Origin of the sequence: Paenibacillus sp. GM2 (assembly GCF_900069005.2) — a bacterium.
GTDB lineage: Bacteria > Bacillota > Bacilli > Paenibacillales > Paenibacillaceae > Fontibacillus.
This window is the reverse complement of record NZ_LN831279.1, coordinates 279229-299527: the sequence shown is the minus strand read 5'-3', so window position 1 is coordinate 299527 and position 20299 is coordinate 279229. Positions and strand designations below refer to the sequence as shown.

Genomic DNA, 20299 nt, shown 5'->3' with positions numbered 1-20299 from the left:
AAGTCCCCTAATCACTGATCAGGGGACTCCGTACCAGATGGGGATGAGTAAACTTCATCAGGGCTTTGAGCAGCATTTACTTCTTTTTCTAAGGGAATCACATCTACGTTCACACCAGTCGGGGTGAAGTAAACCTCTCCTTCTTGTTGATACTTAATCAGTGCTGCTGCCACATCTGGATTAGTAGTCTCTACGACCGCAATGGCTGGGATCGGATTCTGATTCCCCGATCCTTCCCTCTGAGGTTCATAACCGTTCTGATTCTGTCTATCTTTAATGAGTAGACCTTTAAGCAAAGGATCATCAGAAGGAGTGACCAACTCGGGTGGCTGTCGGTCTTGCCCCTTGATGTACACATAAGCATCAACAATGGTTCCCGGCTTAATCATGTCCCCGGCACTCTTAACCTGGTCCGTCTTGACACCAACAAACATCGCTCCGTCTTTTAATTCAAGACTTTCTCCAAATTTGCTTTCCTTAGCCGGGATAAGCATCGACTTGGAAACTGGTATTCCTTTAGGAATTCCAACCTCAGTTGTTACCCAAGATTCGCCTTCCAGCTCCTTCAAATCCCGGATAGCATCATCTGGAACTTCACTCTTCACAACATTACGTTGTACGAGCTTACCTTCCACCAGACTATACGGAGTTAAATTATCTGCTGCCACATAAACCAATTCCGTTGTCACCTGCTTATTGACGATGCTACTCTGAATAACAACGGCTACTCCAGCCAAAATTAAGGCGACAAATACGATGAGCAATCGTCGTGTGGCCTTATTCCATAATTTTTTCAAAATACATTTCACTCCCTGTTACTTAAATTCTCCAAGATAAGGTGTGTGGCGCTTGATAGTTAATGGATAAGAATTAAATCCTAAAATCCTACCCGCAACGAGTTTCACACGAGTATCAAACTGAGCTTCAATTCTTGGCACTTTTGATGCTGTGTTCAGGTAGGAAATTGTTGTCACCAAGTGACTATTCGAAAAAAAATCATTGGTTAGGTCGGTGTTTAGTTTCAAATTAGTTTTCAAAATGTTATGAACCGTTCTTTGAGCTATAGATTCATTTAGTTCCAACCTCCCTCTCTGGTGCTCTATTTCTTCGACACCAGCAATAATCGCTCCATCAAGCGCTTGTTCCACAGCCTTCTCAATTTTGATATGGGCGTTGTAGACTACCAGAAAATCAGTGAGAAAAAACAAAGCAAAGGCGCCGAATAATATCAGCGCCAGATTTCGGAACATATTAGATCACTTCCCTGTCATCGGAAGAATGTACGAGCTAAACCATCTTGCTTTACGCGTATCGGGAGCTTTACCGTCTTTCCCAGCGGTTTTAGACCGATGCATTCATATTCCATACTAGCCTCAACCTCAACGGTATTTCCTCTTTCCACAAGTTTCGGAGTAGCCGTGAGAGTTACTCTAGCCGGATCAATACCAGTCTTTTGAATAAGCCTATTGAACTGCTCGCGATTCGCACTATCGTAACCATTCTCGGCCTTGATAACTTCAAGCAACTCATTTGTAGCAACAGTCAATTTCTGCTGCTGTACGATGTAACCGTACAGGTCGATACCAAGATAGAGAAAAATGGCTGCGACCAGCGTGAAAAACATGAGTGGAATGGAACCTACAGCTCCACGGTTATTCCTGAGCGGAGCTAGCCATGTTTTAAGCACCGAACTTCTCTCCCCTCCCGTGGCTTTTTTTGGTATTAATCATTAAGAAAGGTTGTCAAGTTTCCCTGTGATGGATTGCCAGAAAGTAGGGAGCCAGCCTTTGATCAAGCCCCATACAACCACAATAGCAAGTACAGCTAACAGGGCGTAACCCAAAATTTCTACGATTGAAGCCCCCTGTTGATTTTGTAAAGGTCTTGCCAGTCTGAGTACAACTGTTTCAGTACGAACTACCAACTTCTCAGCCACACCATTTTTCCAAGTTACCACTTTGTTCATAAATCTTTTCATTCCAATTACCTCCTGAATTTTATAAGTTTTGAATTTGTGAAAAAATATCAATAAAAGCAATAATGACGGCTGCAAAAGCGTGAAGAGCCACCAGAATATATAGCGTCTTAATCTTCTCTGGCTGGCTACGGGTGACTTCCTTTAGCGCAGCAAGCCGGAGTTTCCGGAGATCCCCCTTAATGCTGTCGAAGTACTTCTTGGCTTCTCCGTAACCGCTATTAATCCCAATCTTTACCGCAGCAGCAAAGTCCCGCATGACGGGAACATCGGTTTCAGCTGCAAACAAATCTACGGCATCGGTGAGTTTCATAATGCGGATGTTGGCATTGAGCCGTGCCAGCATTTTCTTCATCCGGGGACCACTCGTTTCCTCCAGCCTCTGAATTGTCGTCATGAATGACTTACCTGTTTCGAGAGCGATCATCATTTTGCTTATGAGCTGCGGCAAATCCCTTGTGATCTCTTCCTGCCTGCGCTTATAGGCCTTGGTTATTTCACCAAGTTGCGCAAAAAAGAACACAGCTACTGCCAACGGTATGGCTAAAAACAGAACTGGAAGATCGAGCAGAAAAGGAAGCACTAAAAAAGGAAGGCTCCCGGCAAGCGATTTAACCGCTTTGTCAGCAAGCTCTTCCTCAAAGGTGTTTTCTTTTCCAAGCAGATTGTACATCCGACGAAGCTTCCCATTAAAAATTGGCAGCCGAAGATTGAGTAACTTCGGCATGAGCCTTTCTGCAAACATAACCGTGATTGGGTCCATTTTCAGTTGCCGTAACTCTCTGTGATTTTTCTGAAGTAACGCTGCCTGATTCGCATAGCGCTTTTCCATATCGAAACTGGGCAACAAAACTTTTAGTGCCAGTCCGGAAATAATCATGACGGACAGAAACAGCAAGATATTAGATACAATCAATGGACATCCCCCCTTTTTAAACTTTGTCGAGATTAAGCGACAGGTAATCGTCGCCTTTTCCTATAGAAAACAGCGTTGCGGCTGCAAAGGAAACTATATAAATCTGACCATGCAAAGTATTTAAAAAGACATTTGCATTGCCATTGTTCATAAAGGACATCATGACTGGCATCATCCACGCCATACCGATGACAGTAAAGAGCTGTTTTCGTTTGCTTTTAGCTTCAATGTCCAGTTCCTGAATCTGAGTGATATCCTCTCCAATCTCATCCACGGTTTCCTTCAAACTATCCAATGACTGAGGATGAAATCCTTCCATCTGAGCCATTCTGAGCTTATCCAAGAAGTCTTCCATCTTTCTGATCTTCAGTTCACTTAACATCTCTTCAAAAACTCGATCAATCGGAAGCCCCACGCGTAATTGATTTGATGCTTTTTCGAAGATCGGCTTAGTCACACCGTCCATATCAAGCACTGCATTTTCTAATGCTTTCTGGACGTTCGGAAAATCAGTTAGCTTGCTGATAAAAAGACGCAAGTTTGAAGGAAGATCGAACAGGACGTTTTGTCTGATTTTTCGTTTCACTTTCAGGACAATCGTTCTTGGCAATGTAAAAGACAATACGGCTCCCAAGGCAATAAAAAAGTAGTTTCCTGTGAACAAGGCAATCAAGCCGATCAAACCAACGGAAAACACAACCAGGAAAGCGAACTCCCGAAAGGTGAGTGACCACCCAACCGTCTCCGCTTCCTTACGCACCTGCTCATAACCAAGAAACTTGGAGAGTGTGAATCCCTTACCTGCATTGGCATTAGGAATGACCAGTAGCAATGTTACAAGAGACAAAGCAAAAAAGTAAATGAAACTGACCCATAATGACATTACTCACTCCTCCTCACACCAACGAGATATTGTTTCTTCAGGAGCGCCTTCGGCAATCAGTTTTCGTTTTAGCTTTGTCAGCTTTCCCGTCTGATTAAATCGACGACGAACTGGATCATATTGAAATATTGGTTGAATAATCGGCTTATCACCTTCAAAACCAATCAATTCACCAATTTCAAAGACCACCCTTTTCCCAGTACTCGCTTCATATTTCTGAAACAAAATCAGGTCAAAGGACATGACGATCTGTGATGCAGTCATAGGATTATTTCCTGAAAGTTGTAAAAACCGCACAGCAGCCTCTTCTGTTCCATTAGCATGTATCGTTAGGTGGACAATATGTCCTGTGTTCGCAGCCACAAGGGCTTGGCTGGCAGCAAATTCATCCCGTACCTCACCGATCAAAATGACATCAGGATTTTGCCGAAGGCTCGTTTTTACAAGTTTCGGAATTGGATAAGCTTTTCGCTCATCCTCATGTTCCTTTACAATTACGGAAGCAATATTGGGATAATCCTGATAGCTAAGCTTAGCTTTGAGTAACATTTCCTCGGAATCCTCAATACAGAAAAATCGGGTCAAAGGATCGTAGTACTGAGGGAAGCGTATGAGTTGAGTTGTCTTCCCGCTATTGGTTCCACCCGCGATGATGCAGTTTACCCCATAGGGGAGAACATCCTTGAGGAATTCGGATATTTCCCTTGACAGGTTGCCATAAGAAATACATTCATCATCCGAAAATACATCTGGCGGAAATTTTCGAATAGAGATAATTGGGCTGCGGGTACTGACCCCTCCCCTAGTCACATCCATAATTACATTGATACGGAATCCGCGATAATTCGCGTCAATAACAGGCTCATTTGCAGTAAGCGTCTTACCAATTGGCATTAGCATTTTATCAATGGTCTGATAAATATGATCGTTATCACGAAAACGGATTTCGGTCATATGCACAGGAAACCCATTTCGCTCTACGATCACTTCTGCGGGACCGTTAATCTCAATACTGCTAATTGCCGGATCATCTAGTGCCGGCTGCAATACACCCATCTCCGTAATCTCGGTACGGACATACTCAATAACCTCACCAATATCCATACTGAACTTTAAATCCCGTTGATCCCGGATAAAGTCCGAAATATGGTATTTCACCCGGTTTCTCGCCTGTTCATCGATAATCGCCCGTACAAACTCATCATTGTAGTTTGTGATAAGGTATTGCTGCGTCCGCTCCAGCAAAGTCTTTAGGTTTTCGTCATCCGTCTTACTGCGGGTATTGGTCGCCTTAATTTCAGGCCGACGGTACTGTACGTACTCTGCCGGATTGATCAATCCGATAGCCATCCTTTTCTCCCTCCCATAATGCAAATAATTGTTCTGGACGGCTCAGAAGAGGTTCTTCCTTAAAATCACCGTTTTTAAATTCACTACTAAACAGACATACATTCCCTATATCGTAGTCCTGTCTTAGCGTTTTGTAGGCTGCATAAGTACGAATAATTTCAACCGGCTCATTCATATTTAGCACGACTTGATCTGCTTCTCTTAGCGAGAAGAAGGTCATTGGATGAATCAGTTGCCCCTGTAGGACCGTAAAGATGTAGTGATATCCAGACAAATGGACTTTCAAATACGCTGGTAATTCACTTAATGTTTTGTCTTGTTGAAGTTTAATCAATGTAGGACTATCAGGCTTGCTTTTGGGCTGAATCAGTAATCCATCAAACCCATCAAAATGCTGCAAATACTGGTGAATCCCCTGTAACATCCCCCTATCATAGTCAATCAGCAACTGATCTACCGACTGTGCATGCTCGAGCTCCGTCACCCCCATGCGGTAAGCAACGCGTGGCAAACCCAAACATGGAAACTCAACAACCACGGCCGTTTCTTCCCGTTTTTTCACCTGACTCAACAGCTTCTCTAAGAGAAGTGAAGAGTCTGTACCCGCTGGGTTCCACAGCGCAACCATAACGCCTGTCGGTGAGCGCGGTGGTTCTTTTTCTTTCTTCCATCTAAGCATTCCGTGTCTCCTTTCCAAATAAAATTCATCGGGGAATAGATGTTCCCCTCATTCTTAAATAAAAAAAGCCTCCACTCAAAAATAGAGTAGAGGCTTCCTTTATTGTACAAACCATCGTTTTCTTTTTGCCTTGGGCTGCTCCAGCCAATAAGCAAGTTCCCCTGCATCCGTAAATGGATTAGCCTCTAGAAGATTCATAATAGAGGTTATAGATGGGAACATCTCTCTAAATTCCTTGATCATATCTTCATCGGCATAATTAATAATGAAAGAGGATTTCCTCAACAGGACAGAAAGTTGGCTCAAGTGTTGGACAATATAGTGTAAATCCCATGGTGCAGCTGAGAGCGTAATGAGTTGAAATGGGCAACGCAAAAATTCTTGCGCAGCCGAATTCATTTCTAATCTTCCTTCGTTCTCATCCACCAATACGCCAAGGTCAAGAATAACTGAGTCATACCCGAGCGTATAAACTTCAGCTACATCAAATGGCGAACGATTAGGGAAGAAATCAATACCGTGGCGCTTGAACTTTAAACCGTCAAAATCTGTAGCAAAACTCACGATGTCTGATGGTCTGGGCTTATTTCTATATTCAACAAAAGCCGTTTTCAATCCCTTACTCGCTGTCTCATAGGCAATCTGGAGGGCTGTGTGTGTATTACCACTCCTACGTGCCAGTCCCCCAACTGCAACGATGTAGGGCTGGGATACATGATAGATCGGCAGTTTCTCCGGTTGAGAATCGGTTTTGTTCTGCTTATCCATGTCTACATATTCCTGTTTTTCTTTTAAAGTAACAGGACTCTCTACATGATCTGTTAACTCACGGGCTTCTCTCTCTTTACTTTCATCATTTACCGGTACAGTAATTTTTTCAGCCCGTTTAAATCCCCTTGTCCAGTCGGACAACAGCGTCTGAACCTTCCCCTTATTCTTCTCTAAAGAAAATCCAACTTTCCTCTCAACTTTCTTTTGAGACGCCGGTAATTCAGGATTAAAGCCAGGAATATCAGCCAATGTTTTTTTCGTTTGAATCCATCTTTGTACATCCTCTATTCCGAATTGTTCGGCGGCATAAACATCATATATACCGTACATCCCCAAACTTCTTTGCCACTCGCTATCTACTTCTGGCAAGATAACAATCAGTCTTGTATCTGGTACGCGCATGCGCACTTCCTTCAAGAAGTTCACACAATCCTGCCTATGTACTACTCCTAGCCCTCCATCAACAATTGCAATTTCCGCATCTACCTGCCCTGCTGATGCAGCAACTGCAAACTGCTCAAGCGTTACATCCGTACCAGCAATAGAATAACCTTGTGTTTCTAAAGCTTCAGCAAGTGGCGTTAGAATGGACAAATCAAACACCAGGTGTAGTTTCACTGTTCGCTCCTCCCATCAAACAACCAATTCAAAATAGACATCACTCCGTCAAATATCTGCGGCCAGAAATTGATGATTAGATATCCAACAATGGATAATAACAAGAGCAAAAATGCAACTGAAAGTAGCTTTTTATAGAATAGACCGCCGATAAGCAAGATAAGAAAAATACCAAGTGCAAGATAAATATAAAAGTTACTTCCTGATTGAACGGCAGAAAAAAGTTCTTCCCCCTTTTCGTTTAAGCGATTCCCCACTTTTTCAGGATCAAATGTCTTTGAATTGTCTTTGATCTCCTGAGTTATAGATGCTTCAATCGATGCATTATTTGAAGCAAAAGCCGTATTTAAAGGGACATGGCTGACCAATAAAATAATCGCCATTAACAACGCCCGTACTTTGAAAATCATCTGTACTCCTCCATTTTATAGCAAAACAAAAACAACCCCTGAATATAGAGGTTGTTGTTTTGGAATATTTTTACAATTAAAAGAATATAGCTTCGCTAAGGACAATATTATTTTATCTCGACTTTGGATAACCGTCAATCCACTAATTTGGATAATTGTACATAAATACTGGTTACGTTCCTAACCCAATTTGAACCGGTAGCATATACCCCGTTTGGATTTTCAGGATCGCTCAACCATGCGATAGGACTAACTGTAGATGGTTTCCCCCTCGAAAGCTTTACTATCGTCTTGGCCGCAATTATAGCGGCGTCCTTAGTGGTTAATTCAGCTCCCTTCCCTTCTTTCCAGCTTCCAAAGACATTCCAGGGATTCTTCACAATCTTATCCGCATACTTATTGCTTTTTGGAACAAAAGATTGTTCTGCTCCAGTGATAGCAATTAGCAAATAAGGATCAATTCCTTGAGCTTTTGCCGCATCGTCAATCATGGTTAATATCTCTTTTGTAGCCAACATTGAATTTCGTTTGCCTAACCATTCAAGTAATACAGGTATATCCAAAGGGCGGTAAACCAATATATCGGATGATTCCTCATAACCGAAATAAACCAGCGGATTTACAGGTTCTCCATTGACACGTACTTCAAAGTGCAAATGCGGTCCCGTTGAACCGCCAGTATTCCCCGACTCTGCAATCTCCTCCCCTGCCTTTACCGTTTGCCCAGATTCCACCTTAACCTTATTCAGATGATAATACCTCGTCTCCATACCACCATCATGTTGAATCATGATCGCATTGCCTGCGGTACCCAAAAAATCAGCAAAGATCACTTTACCGGATTTCGCAGCATAAACAGGTGTACCAATCGGTACTCCAATATCAACGCCTGCGTGCAGTTTTATTAGTCCTGTGATTGGATGGACTCGGCTTCCAAAAGTTGATGTGATCTTACTCCCCTCTGTTGGCCAAACTATTTCCCCAATAACTGGAGACCAGCCAATTAGAGGATCTCCTTCGCCGTCACCATCAGAAAGATATGAAAGCCAGTATTCTAAAAGAAAGTCCTGATCTTCTACTCTCTTTGCACCATGAGCAATAAGGATTTCTCTTAATGGCACCCAATCTTCGCTGTACATTGGCTCAATCCGTTGTAATATATCTTGGGTCACGGTTGTAGTCAACTCACCACATGCAGAGGGGGAAGTTTCAGTCGTAGTCTCTGAAGCGTAGGTATAAAGATAATCATTTTGTATTGTCTCTGCCTTTTTCAAAAGAAGAACAGGCTGACGTTCAGTCACTGTTGACTTTTTGTACGTAGCTTCACCTTCCTCACCTCCATTTCGAAGACAAACCTCTTTCACCGTGATAATCTCAGAATTTTTCCAAGTGAACTTGGGACGTACTTCTTCAAAAGTCTCTTCTGGTCTTAGCTCCACTTCCTTAACATTTTCATTTAAAAACGTGTTAAAAAAAGATGGATCGTTGAGTGAACGATCCACCTGAGCCAACCATTGCCAATTTAGAGCATATGTTTGAACCTGCGATTCTTGCTCTGCTGTTAATTCTTCATGCCAGCGGTCAGCAATACTCTGATACTCATCAAACAACCGCTCATCGGTTTCTTCTTTTGTCCCATAGAAGAAACCCGTTGTACGTTCCTTAACGGTATCAAATGTGCCCAGTACCGATTGCTTAGGAAGCTCAAAAATCATGAAGTAGAGCAAGAATAAAAGCAGTGCAATGCCTCCTATAGCAAGTACATATGGGAGTACCGCCTTTAATGCAGCCATAGCCATTTTATCAAGAAGAAACTTGCCGCTTTGCTTCAATAACTTTTCTATATCCATAATTTCACCTTGAGCCTTTAAACGTGGTAGTTATAATGTTTCCCTCCAGAAGTAGGAGATGACGAAGAGGACGGACTGTTGCTCTCTCTCGGCGAATATATAGTTTCGCCATTCGCATTCTTGATTTTATTGGCATCCATTACCCCTCCTGTAATTGTGACTTCTCCACCATCTGAAATAATGTTACCTTTAAAGTTCCCACCGTTGATTTTGACACCTCGATTTATATGAGTTCCATTGACAATATCAGACTTACCTTGTGTCTTTTTTTCCTTGTCAGTATTAATTGACATTACATCCCCATCAAACCTTCCGCCATTTATAACTACGCCTTCGTTTAGAACCCCTGATCCACTTCTTGCTTTTGATCTGAATGGCTGTTCTGTTGTACCGGTTGTGGAGGATTGCACCGGCTTTTCTTCATAAAATGGTACTGATGACATCACGCTGCCATCCTCTTCATCAGAGGCTGGTGGAGTTGCACTCAACCCATTTAATTTCTGTACTCCAGAGTAAGCTTTCTTCCCCAACCACATACTGCCTTGGCCAATTTTTTGGGTTCCTTTTCCGATAAGGCCTCCAGCCGCTCCGCCAATTACAGCTCCTTTTAGGGGATCCCCAGCCATAAATCCGATAGAGGCCCCTAAAACAGCGCCAGCACCTTTAGCTCCTTGATTTAATGCGAAACCTGCGACCTTTTTACTTATATTTGTCGCCTTATTTCTGAAATTCGGCTTACCAGACATTGCACTAGAAGACGAAGTACCAGAAACGGTTCCTCTTGTCCCCGCAGACGTAGCATCACCAGGCATACCGCCGATCGCGTCAGATGAGCTATTCTCTCCTACCAACTGGTCTTTGGACGCGCTCGTCTTTCCATTATTAACACTGTTTGATTTCTTTCCTGAAAACATTTTACTCATCGCAAGGATCGTGCCGAAACCTAAAGCTCTCCCCGCTCTAGAGTCTGGCTGCTCAACCCCTAATAGACGTTGAACAAGATTTTGTATGGAAGAAAAACCAAACAGATACGCTACAATCACCCAATTAGAAATACCTTCACTACTAAAATGAAGCAATAAAAAAAATAGCCCTAATGCTAGAGCATGGGCTAAGGGCAATATCATATTGGCAACAAACTGATCCCACCACGTTTGCAAAGCGTTGCGATAGCGAGGAAACAGCGTCATTATGCAACACGGAACGAATGTGATTATGAGTAGCATCAGGTTGATGGATCGTATGGTATAGTCGTAGTTTAGTTTTGCAGTCATAAGTGCGGCTAGCAGAACTAAAATTGAAACGATAAATCCCCGATAACTAACCATATTATCATATCCGGCTTCACCTGTCCCCCAAATCGTATTGAGGAACAATCCTGGCTGAAGTCCATAATCAACCATAACCGCCCAGATTAAATCCGTAAACCAACTTACAATGGTGGCTATGAAATTCCATAGATATACACCAAATCTTAAGGATATCAGCCCAACAACAAAGGCTGTTGCATAATCCTTTGCTTTCGTTCGCCCTTCCCCGGTATATCCGTGCCAGAGAAGTAAGAACGCTATCAGTATAAGAGCAATAAAAATAGGATACGGTATAAAACGTTCCAAAGCAGTATAGATCGCGTCTATCGCATTCATCATTCCCTCGGAAAATACTCCAAGGTATAAACTTGATCGAAGGTCTTCCGTACCCCCTTGCAAGAACCCATCACTTGTTGATTCAGGATTTTTACCGAAAACCAACAAGGTTACATCTTTCATACCAAAAGACTTGATCAAAAAATTAGCTGCTCCAATTAAAACATCTGAAAGGGTTCGTTCCATCAAGCCAGGCTTATTATCCTCATCCTCATAATATTGCTCGACCTGTTTACCTATGATGCCTTTTTCACTAGCTGCCATAGCTGGCGTTGCGAGAGCAAAGCTGTGAACCAGCATTAGTAGCATACAAGTAACTATTGTAATACGGCGCAAAGTAGCTCTCTCCCTTCCTATGCTGTTCCTTCAGCCCTTGCTCTTTCCTTGATATACCGTTTCCGCTCGGCGTATAACGGATCATTGGGGTCTGTGGTAAACAACATATGCTCGAATGGAGCTGCATCTACATGTACTATAGCCGATTGATTGTCCACTTTGACGAGCATATCTCCCTTACGAGCTTGATAAACGAGAAAGTCTGCTTCACCTTCGGTTAATGCTAATTTCCCGCGAACAGCATCAATATCTAAAGCTTCCTGAATACCAATAATTTTGATTGGGCTGTTTTTAATTGCAGCCATCCCAGCTTGAGAACGAGTAAATACCTCCAAGCCCTGAGTAACAGGGACGATCCCTGTATTAGTTGCACGCCCCTCCCGAAATGCACTCTCTGCCCAAACAGCTCCAAAATCTTCGTCAAGAAATATATTCTGGCATTCCTCAATAATAAGGAGTTTCTTAACCTCTGGATGTTTCTTCGCCCAGCGTTCCATCATCCAACGCTCTGTAACAAACAAACCAATTGGACGCATGATCTCCGGATCAAGCCGATTGATAGCAAAACCAAAGATTGGCGCATTCTTCAGTTCTACTGTAGAAGGACCATCAAATATCGAATATGAACTCATTTCACCTTTTCGGGTAAATGGCTGCAGCAACTCACTTGCTTTTCGGATCGCTTCACTTTTATGGGCATTCATTTTCTCCCATAACCCAATCAATTCAGGCATTGCTTTTCTTACCTTACCAGTCCTGAAAATGCCTTGACCTTGCATCGTTTGATCTGTCGTATATAAGCTCTCAGGGTCTGTAGTTATCTCGTACTCCGCATACTGCTGTCTTATAGCTCGACCAATAAATACTTTCACTTCGCCAGTTAATACACTACGGTCATAAACAGAAATCATTTTAAAGACTAATGCCTGTACAGAATTCGCCGCTTCTTCGATATCAACAAATCTTGTCCCGTCTGCAAGTTCTGTAATGTCAACATCATATGGATTGATACGATGCTTAGAATGCTCGTGGAGTTCAATAAATGGGCAGCCCAAAGCACGAAGAAAGTCGCCGTACTCTCCCTTCCAATCAATAATTCCAATTTGCCTTCTTAGATGTGAGGAACGATGTGTAACTAACATGGTCACAAACGTTTTTCCGGCACCTGAACGTCCAATGATGCACATATTATAATTCGCTAGTTCTGGATGCCAGTTGTCCAGCCACACCGGGCGGCCCATCCTATCTTTACCTATTACAACACCACTACGATGATTTAAGCTACCTCCACCCCATGGAAAAAGATCGGCCACGTTAGAGCTTTCCAATGAGAGAATGTGCTCTTTTTGAACTGCCGTAGCTTCGGCAGTAGGTAATACGGATTGCAGCGCCGCAAGCTGTTGACCATCGGCTGAACGGAGATAGATCGACTTCCCAGCAAAGCGCTGAACAAGTGAGCGACACAGTTTCATGAGTTCTTTCCATTCAGGGGAGCTGACGATTACCTGAATAGACACTCGAAAACTTCGTTCAACATTCAATCGAATGCGTTTTTGTCGCTCTTTCAAGTCTGCAATTTCATCTCTCATGGCATCAATCTTACGAACGTCCTTTTCATCAGCCAAATCTGATAACAATCCTGCTATCCGTCTGCCGATCTCATCTAGTTCTCGATCATTTGATGACGGCTGGACATGGATCGCTAAGTCTACATCTCCTTTACCATGATCTGCTCGAATTAAGGAATCCAGCATCCCTGCCCAGGTATTGCCCGAAGAAATCTCAGCATAAAAACTACGAAAATATCGAGTTGGTGTAATTGTTCCACCGACTTCTACCGCATAGTCATCAAGCTTAATTTGGTTAGCACTTTTATCTTTCGGAATTGTTTCTCTAATAAATGAAGGGGCAGCGAAGTCAGCTCCACTAGCTTTCCCGGTATCAAGATGAGACTGGGTTTCATTTCCCAGCCCCTCACCTTTTTTATTCCTTTTTATAAAATTGAACACTTCCATTCCACCTTCTTATACCGCTAATTTATCTCCACAAACTTTACATGTACGGACAAGCTGACCGCTTAAATAGCTCAGTGAAAATCTTACACTCCCACAAGGACAAACTCCGGGCCTACTTGGAACTTGATCAATTTCATTTTGCCTGACCTTTTTAACGGCATCTGACCAGGTTCCTTTACGCATTTTGCAACTCTTCCTGTGTTAAAGAGTGCTTTGATCTTTTGAATGAATCTGATCGTATTGCATCAATCATCCGCGCTTGTGGAGCCAGCTCACGTTGTAAGGTTTGGTAGGTATAGTTCCATATTCCCGCCTTATCCAGACGCTGATATCGCATTCCTACTTGTTCACAGAAGCCATATAAGATGTTCTCCACCTCTTCTAATACTTGCAATGCCAGATCAGATTGCTCTTCTTCCGATAAGTTATTTTTCTTAGGAGCGGCTTTGTCCAAAATCGCATTCATTCTCCCTGCCCCTGCCACACCTGTCTCTGCCTTCAAAGGGTCGTATTCAAAAATAATATATCCGTGATAATTTCTGATCGTGCCTTGATCCAAACTCTCTATCAAATATTGTCTTACCAAATCCCCCGATTTCTTCAGGTCAGGATAATCATCAGGAAGCTCTTGAACCGATTGTCCGTAGGCATCCGTATAATCCTTCATCTCAAACAGTTGGGATTGCGTGATGAATGTAACCGGTAATGAGATCGTGTTAATGAGGCCAAGAAAGTTAAGCCAAACTGCTTTGTTTTCCTCAATTGAGGCATTATCCAGGATAATAGGTTCGACTTCAACTACTAAACGATATTGATTGCCATTTTGAGCAAGTCCATCCCATGTGATTTTGGAATTTTTCGCTCCGATCAGTTCCTGAACGGTAAGTGGTTTCTCTTTTTTTTGATAGTTCATAAAATAGAACACTGCTGCCGCTAAAACTAAAATGAGCATCAGGACCATATCACGCTCCTCCTTTCTTATACAGATATCTTCTTCTCCGCAATCTCAGCCGAAGCATCAGATAATAATATTTCCATACCGGGAGGTTAGTCCCGGTATGTTTGAAATAGCAAAGATACATGCAGAATAAGAACGGTATAGAATAGTGGAGCCTTGAATAGAACCAGTCTGTCCCAATGCGCGGAACCACCTTGGACATCTGAACAGACAGATACCCCCCAACTGTCCACCATGCCGCCTGACTGAGACTTAGGCCAATGCCAAAGATTGTAATGAACTTTTCTTTGATCGCACTTTTGTACGGTATCGGATGATATTGTCCCCACATAGCCAATTCCTCACAGTTTGGACAGGTCTATACCAAATAATTTGAAGACCGCGCCCAAGATATCTTCCGTCCAAAATGATAAAATTAAGAAAGCAAGGAAAAACACAATTTTTCCTTTCGTCTCTCTTAAAGTGTCCGGGGAAAAACCTGCCCGAAAATAGCTGATAGCAAGCCACAGCCCAAAGATAATTGTGAGTGTCACAAAAATGCGCCGCGCCATATCAACACCAGCAGTGGTTGATTCATCTACCTTTTTCTCCAAATTAGATACTTCGCTACCTTGGCTGCCTTGAATTCTCTCCTTGATGCTCTGTGCATGTACAGAATTCTGAAGAGGGACAGCACTGAACATAAACAATAAACCTGCCATCATAACTACTAAAATCTGCTTAAGCCTTTTCAAGTGGATAGCCTCCCTATTTGCATACTCCTACTCGTTTGTCTTTCCGAAACTTACTTACCGACCACGCAATACCATACTTTTTGCTAATCCAACCTTTAAACATGCAATCCCCTCCCTTCATATGTTCTCGATAAAAGCAAAAAAGCTCCCACAACAGTGTGTAGAAGCTTTTGATTCCATTAAGCGATATAAAAATGACTATAACCACCTAGTACCATCCATGCTCCCCAAGCGGCAATTGCAATGGTCTCAACAAAAACAGGTGGGATTCCAAATAACGGAACACCACATTTCCAACGATGCGGCCATAGCAAGGCAACATTGCCTGTTATTACATCCAACAACAGATGGGATACATAACCAATTAAAAAAGGCCATTGCCAGCTTGTATGAATGCTAAGCAATAACCATACGCAAAGTCCAAAAATGATGCTGTGTGTCAATGTTCTCTTTCCAAAAGTAGCCTCTAAGACACTCGGCAAAACAGGAATAAAACGCCCTAGTAAGCTGTTCTGACGATCTATATCCGGCAATAAGGATGATACTGCTACAACGGCAAGCTGGGCTGGAGAGTGGATGCCGATCACCATTGCGGCGGTCACTCCGCCAACTAGATGAGAAGCCCCATTCATACCGCTACCCCCTCTGCCATCATCTGCAAGAATGCTTCAACCACTCTTGGATCAAACGACTCTCCACTTTGGTCTTTAATATAGTCCAACACTTTTCCTATAGGCCACGCTGCCTTGTACGGTCTATCAGAGCATAGAGCGTCAAACACATCACATACAGCAACAATGCGACCATACAGCGAAATTTCTTCACCCATAAGACCATGCGGATATCCTTGTCCGTCCCAACGCTCATGATGTGAAGCAACAATCTCCCTCGCCGCTTCAATCTCTTCGCCTGTATGTACAGATAGAATGGATAATCCGTACTCTACATGCCGTTGCATCAACCTATATTCCTCTTCATTAAACTTTTCTTTCGATTGCAGTAAGTACGTTGGAATAGCTATTTTACCAATGTCATGATACAAGGCTCCCTGACCCATCAGATGAATCTCATGCTCACTTAGTCCCAACTGATGCGCTAATGACATTGAAAGTTTACTGACTCGCCTAGCATGATTACGATCAAGCATATTTAGCACATTTTCTAAAATCAATTTTGCTCCTCCTTAAGCATCTGCTTTAATTTAGTTTCAAACCACTGGGCGGCCTCGCTTCCGGTATCCAACATCTTTTGCACAGATGCCAATAACCGCTGAGCCTTCTTTTGCTCCTGATCTTCATCTTGCTTAACAAGTTGATCCGCCCCCTCTTGTTTCAGAATGGCCTTGCGCAATTCTCTAGTGCTCATAGATTCATCGCCAGCTTTTATCAACATAGCAGCCGGTTCATTTGAATGGCTAGCTACGCGATGGTGATACCAGCTCAAGTCTGGATGTCGCGATTCAGGTGTAGGGAACGTCCGATAGACATGCACCAGCTCCCGAATTTGCGCCGGGCTGATTCCAATCTGCGAGGACAGGAATTTTTGCTTGGCTCCGGCAGCCAACATTGCATCCAGCAACTGCCCTTTAACGAACCTTGTTTCTTGCTCTTGTTCATCAATCTGGATGTACGCTTGCAGTAGTTCCTCAACCTTGGGCTGAGGGGCTGGCTGGGCTGGAGGAGGCTGATAGCTCAGTTTCAAAATATCCGCCACTTCCTCCGGTGTTAGCCCTTCACGCTTGGCAACGATAGCGAGCAATTCATTTCGATCCAGGTTACCGTCATGAAACAACCGATGATGCCAACCGCACAGGTGGATCAGGTTCTCCCTCCGATCATCCCCGCCAGCCCCACGAGTACGAATATGATGAGGTTCACCTTCTGCTGGATGACTACAACGTTCTCCAGTAACAGGGTCAATGTACTCACAGGTATGTCCAGATTCCTCACGTATGTTCTGGATGTTTTCTCTACTACGAATTCGTTCAGGCTTTGTTAATGTGCTCATATGAACGATTCCTCCAGGCTAATTATTGAGTTAATGACAATATTGGAGAAGAGCGGCGCAAATCTATGGCCTGTAGCGCCACAAGGTATAGCTCTCTATCCCAAGAGCACAGACCCACGGATAAATCAAAATCACGACCATTCCAAAGATTCAGGCCAAGCTCCAACAAGCATCTAGTTTGTCCGGTAAGCGGAGCTGTATCACCAGTTGTTTCCCCGCAATCTCTTCGTATGACAAAATTACACGGATCAACTAAATAATCAAAGTACCAGTCAAATGGCCCATGTACTTGTTTTTCCAAAGTGAAACATTTAAAAATCTCAGGATATGCTCCGATGTAACAAGCAGCGCAATAATCTCTTGCCTTTTTTACGTCAGGAAATTTCGCTGCAATACGTTGAAAATTAATTTTGTGTTGTTCGTTAGCAAAGTACATCCTTCCCACCCCTTTCCACTTTCAAGAAAGTTTGTCATTAATCAATGGCTCTCAGACTCGACAATTAGCTTCATGGCAGTTCTCTGCTTTCCTTCAATCGTCACATCCACAAAAGCAGGGATACAAGTCAGATTGATACCTTGGGATGATACATACCCCCTAGCTACAGCTACAGCTTTAAGCGCCTGGTTGACAGCTGCTGCACCAACGGCTTGTAACTCCAGCTTCACCTTTCCATCGCGGATGCCTCCAGCCACAGCACCAGCTAGTGCGTTAACCGAAGATTTTGAAGATACTTTAAATACATTTTCAGACATATTAAATTCCTCCATTTGACTTATTAAGAGTTTCATTACTCTCTATAAAAATGCAAAAAGCCTTCGACTGATTAAGCAGTCAAAGGCTGTCTATTGTATTGCATTGAATTTTTCGTTTAACGTATCACCACATGTAGGATCTGGAACTGAGTCATATTAAGATCGGCTGTCATCAAGTAGTTCATAAGCCAGTGCGGAACCTTTACAAAAGTTTCATTTAATTCAGCCATCAGACATTGTCCATTCCTCCATTTCCACGCACCCTACTTTAAACCCATTCCAAGAAAATACAAACCAACGAGTCCCGCAGCCATATTGAGCCACCCCAATGCCTTCCCTCTGATCTTAAGGAGTCTTAGAATTGCAGCAACCGCTAAGGATGGCAATAAAATGTACATAGCTAGCAGCTTTATTAATTCCATTCCCAGCAAGTTAAGTGTATTGTCATTAGGGATAACATCCAATATTTTCACCCTCGTAGTCGAATTATTTCGACATTTAGGAGAAATATCCTTTTGAGCATGAAAAAAGCACCTGTTAGGGTGCTTTAATATGTTCCATCTCTAACTAACCTACCTTTAGGTGTTGGATGAAGCGACTCAAACCAAATAATTCTTATGTTGTTTTCGTATTTAGGATGAGTGTCTCCGCCCGTTGTGAACGCTCCCCGACCGATCCATAACAACCCATTCTTTTCGAGTTAATGAATGTAGTAAGCTAGTTCCTTTGCATGATTAGCAGGATCTTCTTCATCAAGCAGTCCGTGAAAATCAGATAATTGCTGAACTTTTCCGGTTACTAGCTGGCTCAGAATCCAAATTTGTTCTTCGTTTATTTCCACTATTTTCGTCTCCCAACCTCATATTTCGACAACAGGAAGGATTGCCCTTCTTTTACATAGAACTTTCTTCCTATGAGAGGAGGTGAGTAGTAGCATGCCGAATCAGCACATTGTACCGCACAAAGACGGCTGGGCTGTAAAACCAGAAGGTAGTAACAAACCGACGAAAGTAACCGATACTAAACAAGAGGCTGTAAAAATTGGTCGGCATATCGCGAAAAACCAAGGCACAGAACTAGTGATTCATGGTAAAGATGGTAAGATTCAATCTAAAGACAGCCATGGTAGAGACCCTTATCCTCCAAAAGGATAAATAGAGCACACTAAAATGAGCCACGTCATCTAATGACGTGGCTCCAAATATGCCGGTTATTTATCCCGGATTACTGGATTGATTAATTTTCAACCCAACTCTCATCCCAAATAATGTAGCCTGCTCCTGCACTTGAAGTACTTCCAGATTCAAATACGACCGTAAATTTAGTTTCTCCGTTGGTCACAATTTCATTGGAAACGACCTTACCATCTTCAACTTTACCTGATGCAACAGATGAGCCTTTCGAATCTAAGATAGTGTAGTTCGCCTTTCGAATAAGATCATCTTCGTTATCCTTATAACCGATCAATACACCGATCCGCTTAGTTCCAGTTGGGACCGTAAATCCAAAATCCGTTTTTGCAACGTTCACGTCGGTTACCACGAACGCCTCATTATATTGCGTTTCTCCGAACAACAATTCCTCTTTATTCCGTGTGACACCGCTGTTTGCGTAATTCTTAATATGTTTCACCGTTTGATCACTGAATGCTCTTCTTTGCCCAGGTTCAGACGGGGTACTTTCCTTATTGTTGGTAGTTGTGATGGCTATCTGCTGCTTAACTGGATCAAATGTTACTTCAGCTCCAGTTGCTTCAGCGACAGCTCGCAAAGGTACATAAGTTGTCCCTTGATAGCTGATTGGTACGGCCTTATTCCCGTTGGCATCTTTGGGTGTCCATGCAGATCCGTCAAGAAGGAACGTAATACCATGATTCAAACTGGCCTGAATTCGTTCCAGCGTACTCGCCGCCGAAGCCCCGGCTGAAAAAGATAGCACAACCACACCGACTATTCCGACAGAAAACAACCATTTCTTCATAGAAATCCACCATCCTTCTCTAAAGTATATATTATGTATTTCATATAATATGATATTATTTTTCCCAAAATAATACAATATATCAATTATCGACCTATTTCGAGAGAGGAGCGCTTTTTTGTCACTTACTTCTGAATTTGAGCCAGATCCTCCAATACTAGGATGATTTGCGCGAATGCGTTGCTACCATTAGGCAGCGCTTAATCTCACAAGATCCTTCTCCTGGATAGAATGTGTTATTAATGCAATAACAGACCTTGAAATTAGGGGCTGATAGGACCAGGGAGGGGATTCTCCATATCTGCTTGAAGCATCATGCCTACTCAGCGCCCCCCGTTTCTCCCCCCTTAGTGCCCTCAGCCCATTCGCCAAAAGTGACACCCACCACAACCGGCGCTTCAAAGACTGTTAAAAGTGC

General features: G+C 42.9%; 24 protein-coding genes. 1 reads left to right on the top strand and 23 read right to left on the bottom strand.

Annotated elements, in window-relative coordinates; translation table 11 throughout:
- Window positions 1–11 precede the first annotated feature (11 nt).
- The 22 genes from cpaB to BN1360_RS11155 all read right to left on the bottom strand — a co-directional run bounded on the left by cpaB (window position 12) and on the right by BN1360_RS11155 (window position 18742).
- Window positions 12–797: a Flp pilus assembly protein CpaB gene (gene cpaB, locus BN1360_RS11255; protein ID WP_068779935.1), complete on the bottom strand. Its 786-nt coding sequence runs from the start codon at window positions 795–797 to the stop codon at window positions 12–14.
- A gap of 18 nt (window positions 798–815) precedes the next feature.
- Window positions 816–1250, bottom strand: coding sequence for a hypothetical protein (locus tag BN1360_RS11250; protein WP_009225522.1), 435 nt, complete (start codon window positions 1248–1250; stop codon window positions 816–818).
- 17 nt (window positions 1251–1267) lie between these two features.
- Window positions 1268–1624, bottom strand: a complete 357-nt coding sequence (locus BN1360_RS26385; RefSeq protein ID WP_420707929.1) for a DUF4320 family protein — start codon at window positions 1622–1624, stop codon at window positions 1268–1270.
- A gap of 105 nt (window positions 1625–1729) precedes the next feature.
- On the bottom strand, window positions 1730–1978 hold the full coding sequence (locus BN1360_RS11240; protein WP_036714855.1) for a hypothetical protein: 249 nt from the start codon (window positions 1976–1978) through the stop codon (window positions 1730–1732).
- Window positions 1979–1997: 19 nt separating this feature from the next.
- The gene (locus tag BN1360_RS11235) at window positions 1998–2891 is read right to left on the bottom strand and encodes a hypothetical protein (RefSeq protein ID WP_068779933.1); all 894 of its coding nucleotides are present in this window, start codon (window positions 2889–2891) and stop codon (window positions 1998–2000) included.
- 16 nt (window positions 2892–2907) lie between these two features.
- A complete protein-coding gene (locus BN1360_RS11230; RefSeq protein ID WP_068779932.1) occupies window positions 2908–3774 on the bottom strand; it encodes a type II secretion system F family protein in 867 nt (288 codons plus the stop codon).
- A gap of 3 nt (window positions 3775–3777) precedes the next feature.
- The gene (locus tag BN1360_RS11225) at window positions 3778–5124 is read right to left on the bottom strand and encodes an ATPase, T2SS/T4P/T4SS family (protein WP_068779931.1); all 1347 of its coding nucleotides are present in this window, start codon (window positions 5122–5124) and stop codon (window positions 3778–3780) included.
- Window positions 5072–5803 carry a hypothetical protein gene (locus BN1360_RS11220; protein ID WP_068779930.1) on the bottom strand — a complete coding sequence of 244 codons (732 nt, stop codon included), beginning with the start codon at window positions 5801–5803 and terminating at the stop codon, window positions 5072–5074. The genes BN1360_RS11225 and BN1360_RS11220 overlap by 53 nt, the downstream gene beginning before the upstream one ends.
- Before the next feature lie 99 nt (window positions 5804–5902).
- Window positions 5903–7192, bottom strand: a complete 1290-nt coding sequence (locus BN1360_RS11215) for a hypothetical protein (RefSeq protein WP_068779929.1) — start codon at window positions 7190–7192, stop codon at window positions 5903–5905.
- Window positions 7189–7602: a hypothetical protein gene (locus BN1360_RS11210; protein ID WP_068779928.1), complete on the bottom strand. Its 414-nt coding sequence runs from the start codon at window positions 7600–7602 to the stop codon at window positions 7189–7191. Before BN1360_RS11210 ends, BN1360_RS11215 begins: the two co-directional genes overlap by 4 nt.
- Before the next feature lie 134 nt (window positions 7603–7736).
- The gene (locus BN1360_RS11205; RefSeq protein ID WP_068779927.1) at window positions 7737–9452 is read right to left on the bottom strand and encodes a M23 family metallopeptidase; all 1716 of its coding nucleotides are present in this window, start codon (window positions 9450–9452) and stop codon (window positions 7737–7739) included.
- 17 nt (window positions 9453–9469) lie between these two features.
- On the bottom strand, window positions 9470–11362 hold the full coding sequence (locus tag BN1360_RS11200; protein WP_229520982.1) for a hypothetical protein: 1893 nt from the start codon (window positions 11360–11362) through the stop codon (window positions 9470–9472).
- Window positions 11363–11451: 89 nt separating this feature from the next.
- Window positions 11452–13443, bottom strand: a complete 1992-nt coding sequence (locus BN1360_RS11195; protein WP_229520981.1) for a VirB4 family type IV secretion system protein — start codon at window positions 13441–13443, stop codon at window positions 11452–11454.
- Window positions 13444–13624: 181 nt separating this feature from the next.
- Window positions 13625–14410 (bottom strand): hypothetical protein, encoded by a 786-nt coding sequence (locus BN1360_RS11190; RefSeq protein WP_068779924.1) that lies wholly within the window; start codon window positions 14408–14410, stop codon window positions 13625–13627.
- A 338-nt stretch (window positions 14411–14748) separates the two neighbouring features.
- Complete coding sequence (locus BN1360_RS11185; protein ID WP_068779923.1) at window positions 14749–15141, bottom strand: hypothetical protein; 393 nt, start codon at window positions 15139–15141, stop codon at window positions 14749–14751.
- A gap of 179 nt (window positions 15142–15320) precedes the next feature.
- Window positions 15321–15773 carry a metal-dependent hydrolase gene (locus BN1360_RS11180; RefSeq protein ID WP_068779922.1) on the bottom strand — a complete coding sequence of 151 codons (453 nt, stop codon included), beginning with the start codon at window positions 15771–15773 and terminating at the stop codon, window positions 15321–15323.
- Window positions 15770–16312, bottom strand: coding sequence for an HD-GYP domain-containing protein (locus BN1360_RS11175; RefSeq protein ID WP_068779921.1), 543 nt, complete (start codon window positions 16310–16312; stop codon window positions 15770–15772). Before BN1360_RS11175 ends, BN1360_RS11180 begins: the two co-directional genes overlap by 4 nt.
- Window positions 16309–17148 carry an HNH endonuclease gene (locus tag BN1360_RS11170; RefSeq protein WP_148466555.1) on the bottom strand — a complete coding sequence of 280 codons (840 nt, stop codon included), beginning with the start codon at window positions 17146–17148 and terminating at the stop codon, window positions 16309–16311. Before BN1360_RS11170 ends, BN1360_RS11175 begins: the two co-directional genes overlap by 4 nt.
- Window positions 17149–17170: 22 nt before the next feature.
- On the bottom strand, window positions 17171–17584 hold the full coding sequence (locus BN1360_RS11165) for a hypothetical protein (protein WP_068779919.1): 414 nt from the start codon (window positions 17582–17584) through the stop codon (window positions 17171–17173).
- 41 nt (window positions 17585–17625) lie between these two features.
- The gene (locus tag BN1360_RS11160; RefSeq protein WP_068779918.1) at window positions 17626–17901 is read right to left on the bottom strand and encodes a stage V sporulation protein S; all 276 of its coding nucleotides are present in this window, start codon (window positions 17899–17901) and stop codon (window positions 17626–17628) included.
- Between the two features lie 263 nt (window positions 17902–18164).
- Window positions 18165–18374, bottom strand: coding sequence for a hypothetical protein (locus BN1360_RS25930; protein WP_009225542.1), 210 nt, complete (start codon window positions 18372–18374; stop codon window positions 18165–18167).
- Between the two features lie 227 nt (window positions 18375–18601).
- Window positions 18602–18742 carry a hypothetical protein gene (locus BN1360_RS11155; protein ID WP_157259343.1) on the bottom strand — a complete coding sequence of 47 codons (141 nt, stop codon included), beginning with the start codon at window positions 18740–18742 and terminating at the stop codon, window positions 18602–18604.
- A 94-nt stretch (window positions 18743–18836) separates the two neighbouring features.
- On the opposite strand from BN1360_RS11155, the gene BN1360_RS11150 reads away from it, so the two are divergent.
- Complete coding sequence (locus tag BN1360_RS11150; protein WP_036645538.1) at window positions 18837–19055, top strand: DUF2188 domain-containing protein; 219 nt, start codon at window positions 18837–18839, stop codon at window positions 19053–19055.
- Window positions 19056–19137: 82 nt separating this feature from the next.
- Here BN1360_RS11150 and BN1360_RS11145 read toward each other — a convergent pair whose 3' ends face one another.
- Entirely contained in the window at window positions 19138–19881 is a 744-nt protein-coding gene (locus BN1360_RS11145; RefSeq protein WP_229520980.1) for a stalk domain-containing protein, read from the bottom strand.
- Window positions 19882–20299: the final 418 nt, after the last annotated feature.

What these genes read in the sequence shown, in the direction of transcription:
- BN1360_RS11250 (WP_009225522.1), bottom strand. Translation starts at nt 1,250, where the DNA reads ATGTTCCGAAATCTGGCGCTGATATTATTCGGCGCCTTTGCTTTGTTT.
- BN1360_RS26385 (WP_420707929.1), bottom strand. Translation starts at nt 1,624, where the DNA reads ATGTTTTTCACGCTGGTCGCAGCCATTTTTCTCTATCTTGGTATCGAC.
- BN1360_RS11240 (WP_036714855.1), bottom strand. Translation starts at nt 1,978, where the DNA reads ATGAAAAGATTTATGAACAAAGTGGTAACTTGGAAAAATGGTGTGGCT.
- BN1360_RS11230 (WP_068779932.1), bottom strand. Translation starts at nt 3,774, where the DNA reads ATGTCATTATGGGTCAGTTTCATTTACTTTTTTGCTTTGTCTCTTGTA.
- BN1360_RS11225 (WP_068779931.1), bottom strand. Translation starts at nt 5,124, where the DNA reads ATGGCTATCGGATTGATCAATCCGGCAGAGTACGTACAGTACCGTCGG.
- BN1360_RS11220 (WP_068779930.1), bottom strand. Translation starts at nt 5,803, where the DNA reads ATGCTTAGATGGAAGAAAGAAAAAGAACCACCGCGCTCACCGACAGGC.
- BN1360_RS11210 (WP_068779928.1), bottom strand. Translation starts at nt 7,602, where the DNA reads ATGATTTTCAAAGTACGGGCGTTGTTAATGGCGATTATTTTATTGGTC.
- BN1360_RS11205 (WP_068779927.1), bottom strand. Translation starts at nt 9,452, where the DNA reads ATGGATATAGAAAAGTTATTGAAGCAAAGCGGCAAGTTTCTTCTTGAT.
- BN1360_RS11200 (WP_229520982.1), bottom strand. Translation starts at nt 11,362, where the DNA reads ATGGCAGCTAGTGAAAAAGGCATCATAGGTAAACAGGTCGAGCAATAT.
- BN1360_RS11190 (WP_068779924.1), bottom strand. Translation starts at nt 14,410, where the DNA reads ATGGTCCTGATGCTCATTTTAGTTTTAGCGGCAGCAGTGTTCTATTTT.
- BN1360_RS11180 (WP_068779922.1), bottom strand. Translation starts at nt 15,773, where the DNA reads ATGAATGGGGCTTCTCATCTAGTTGGCGGAGTGACCGCCGCAATGGTG.
- BN1360_RS11170 (WP_148466555.1), bottom strand. Translation starts at nt 17,148, where the DNA reads ATGAGCACATTAACAAAGCCTGAACGAATTCGTAGTAGAGAAAACATC.
- BN1360_RS11165 (WP_068779919.1), bottom strand. Translation starts at nt 17,584, where the DNA reads ATGTACTTTGCTAACGAACAACACAAAATTAATTTTCAACGTATTGCA.
- BN1360_RS11160 (WP_068779918.1), bottom strand. Translation starts at nt 17,901, where the DNA reads ATGTCTGAAAATGTATTTAAAGTATCTTCAAAATCTTCGGTTAACGCA.
- BN1360_RS11150 (WP_036645538.1), top strand. Translation starts at nt 18,837, where the DNA reads ATGCCGAATCAGCACATTGTACCGCACAAAGACGGCTGGGCTGTAAAA.
- BN1360_RS11145 (WP_229520980.1), bottom strand. Translation starts at nt 19,881, where the DNA reads ATGAAGAAATGGTTGTTTTCTGTCGGAATAGTCGGTGTGGTTGTGCTA.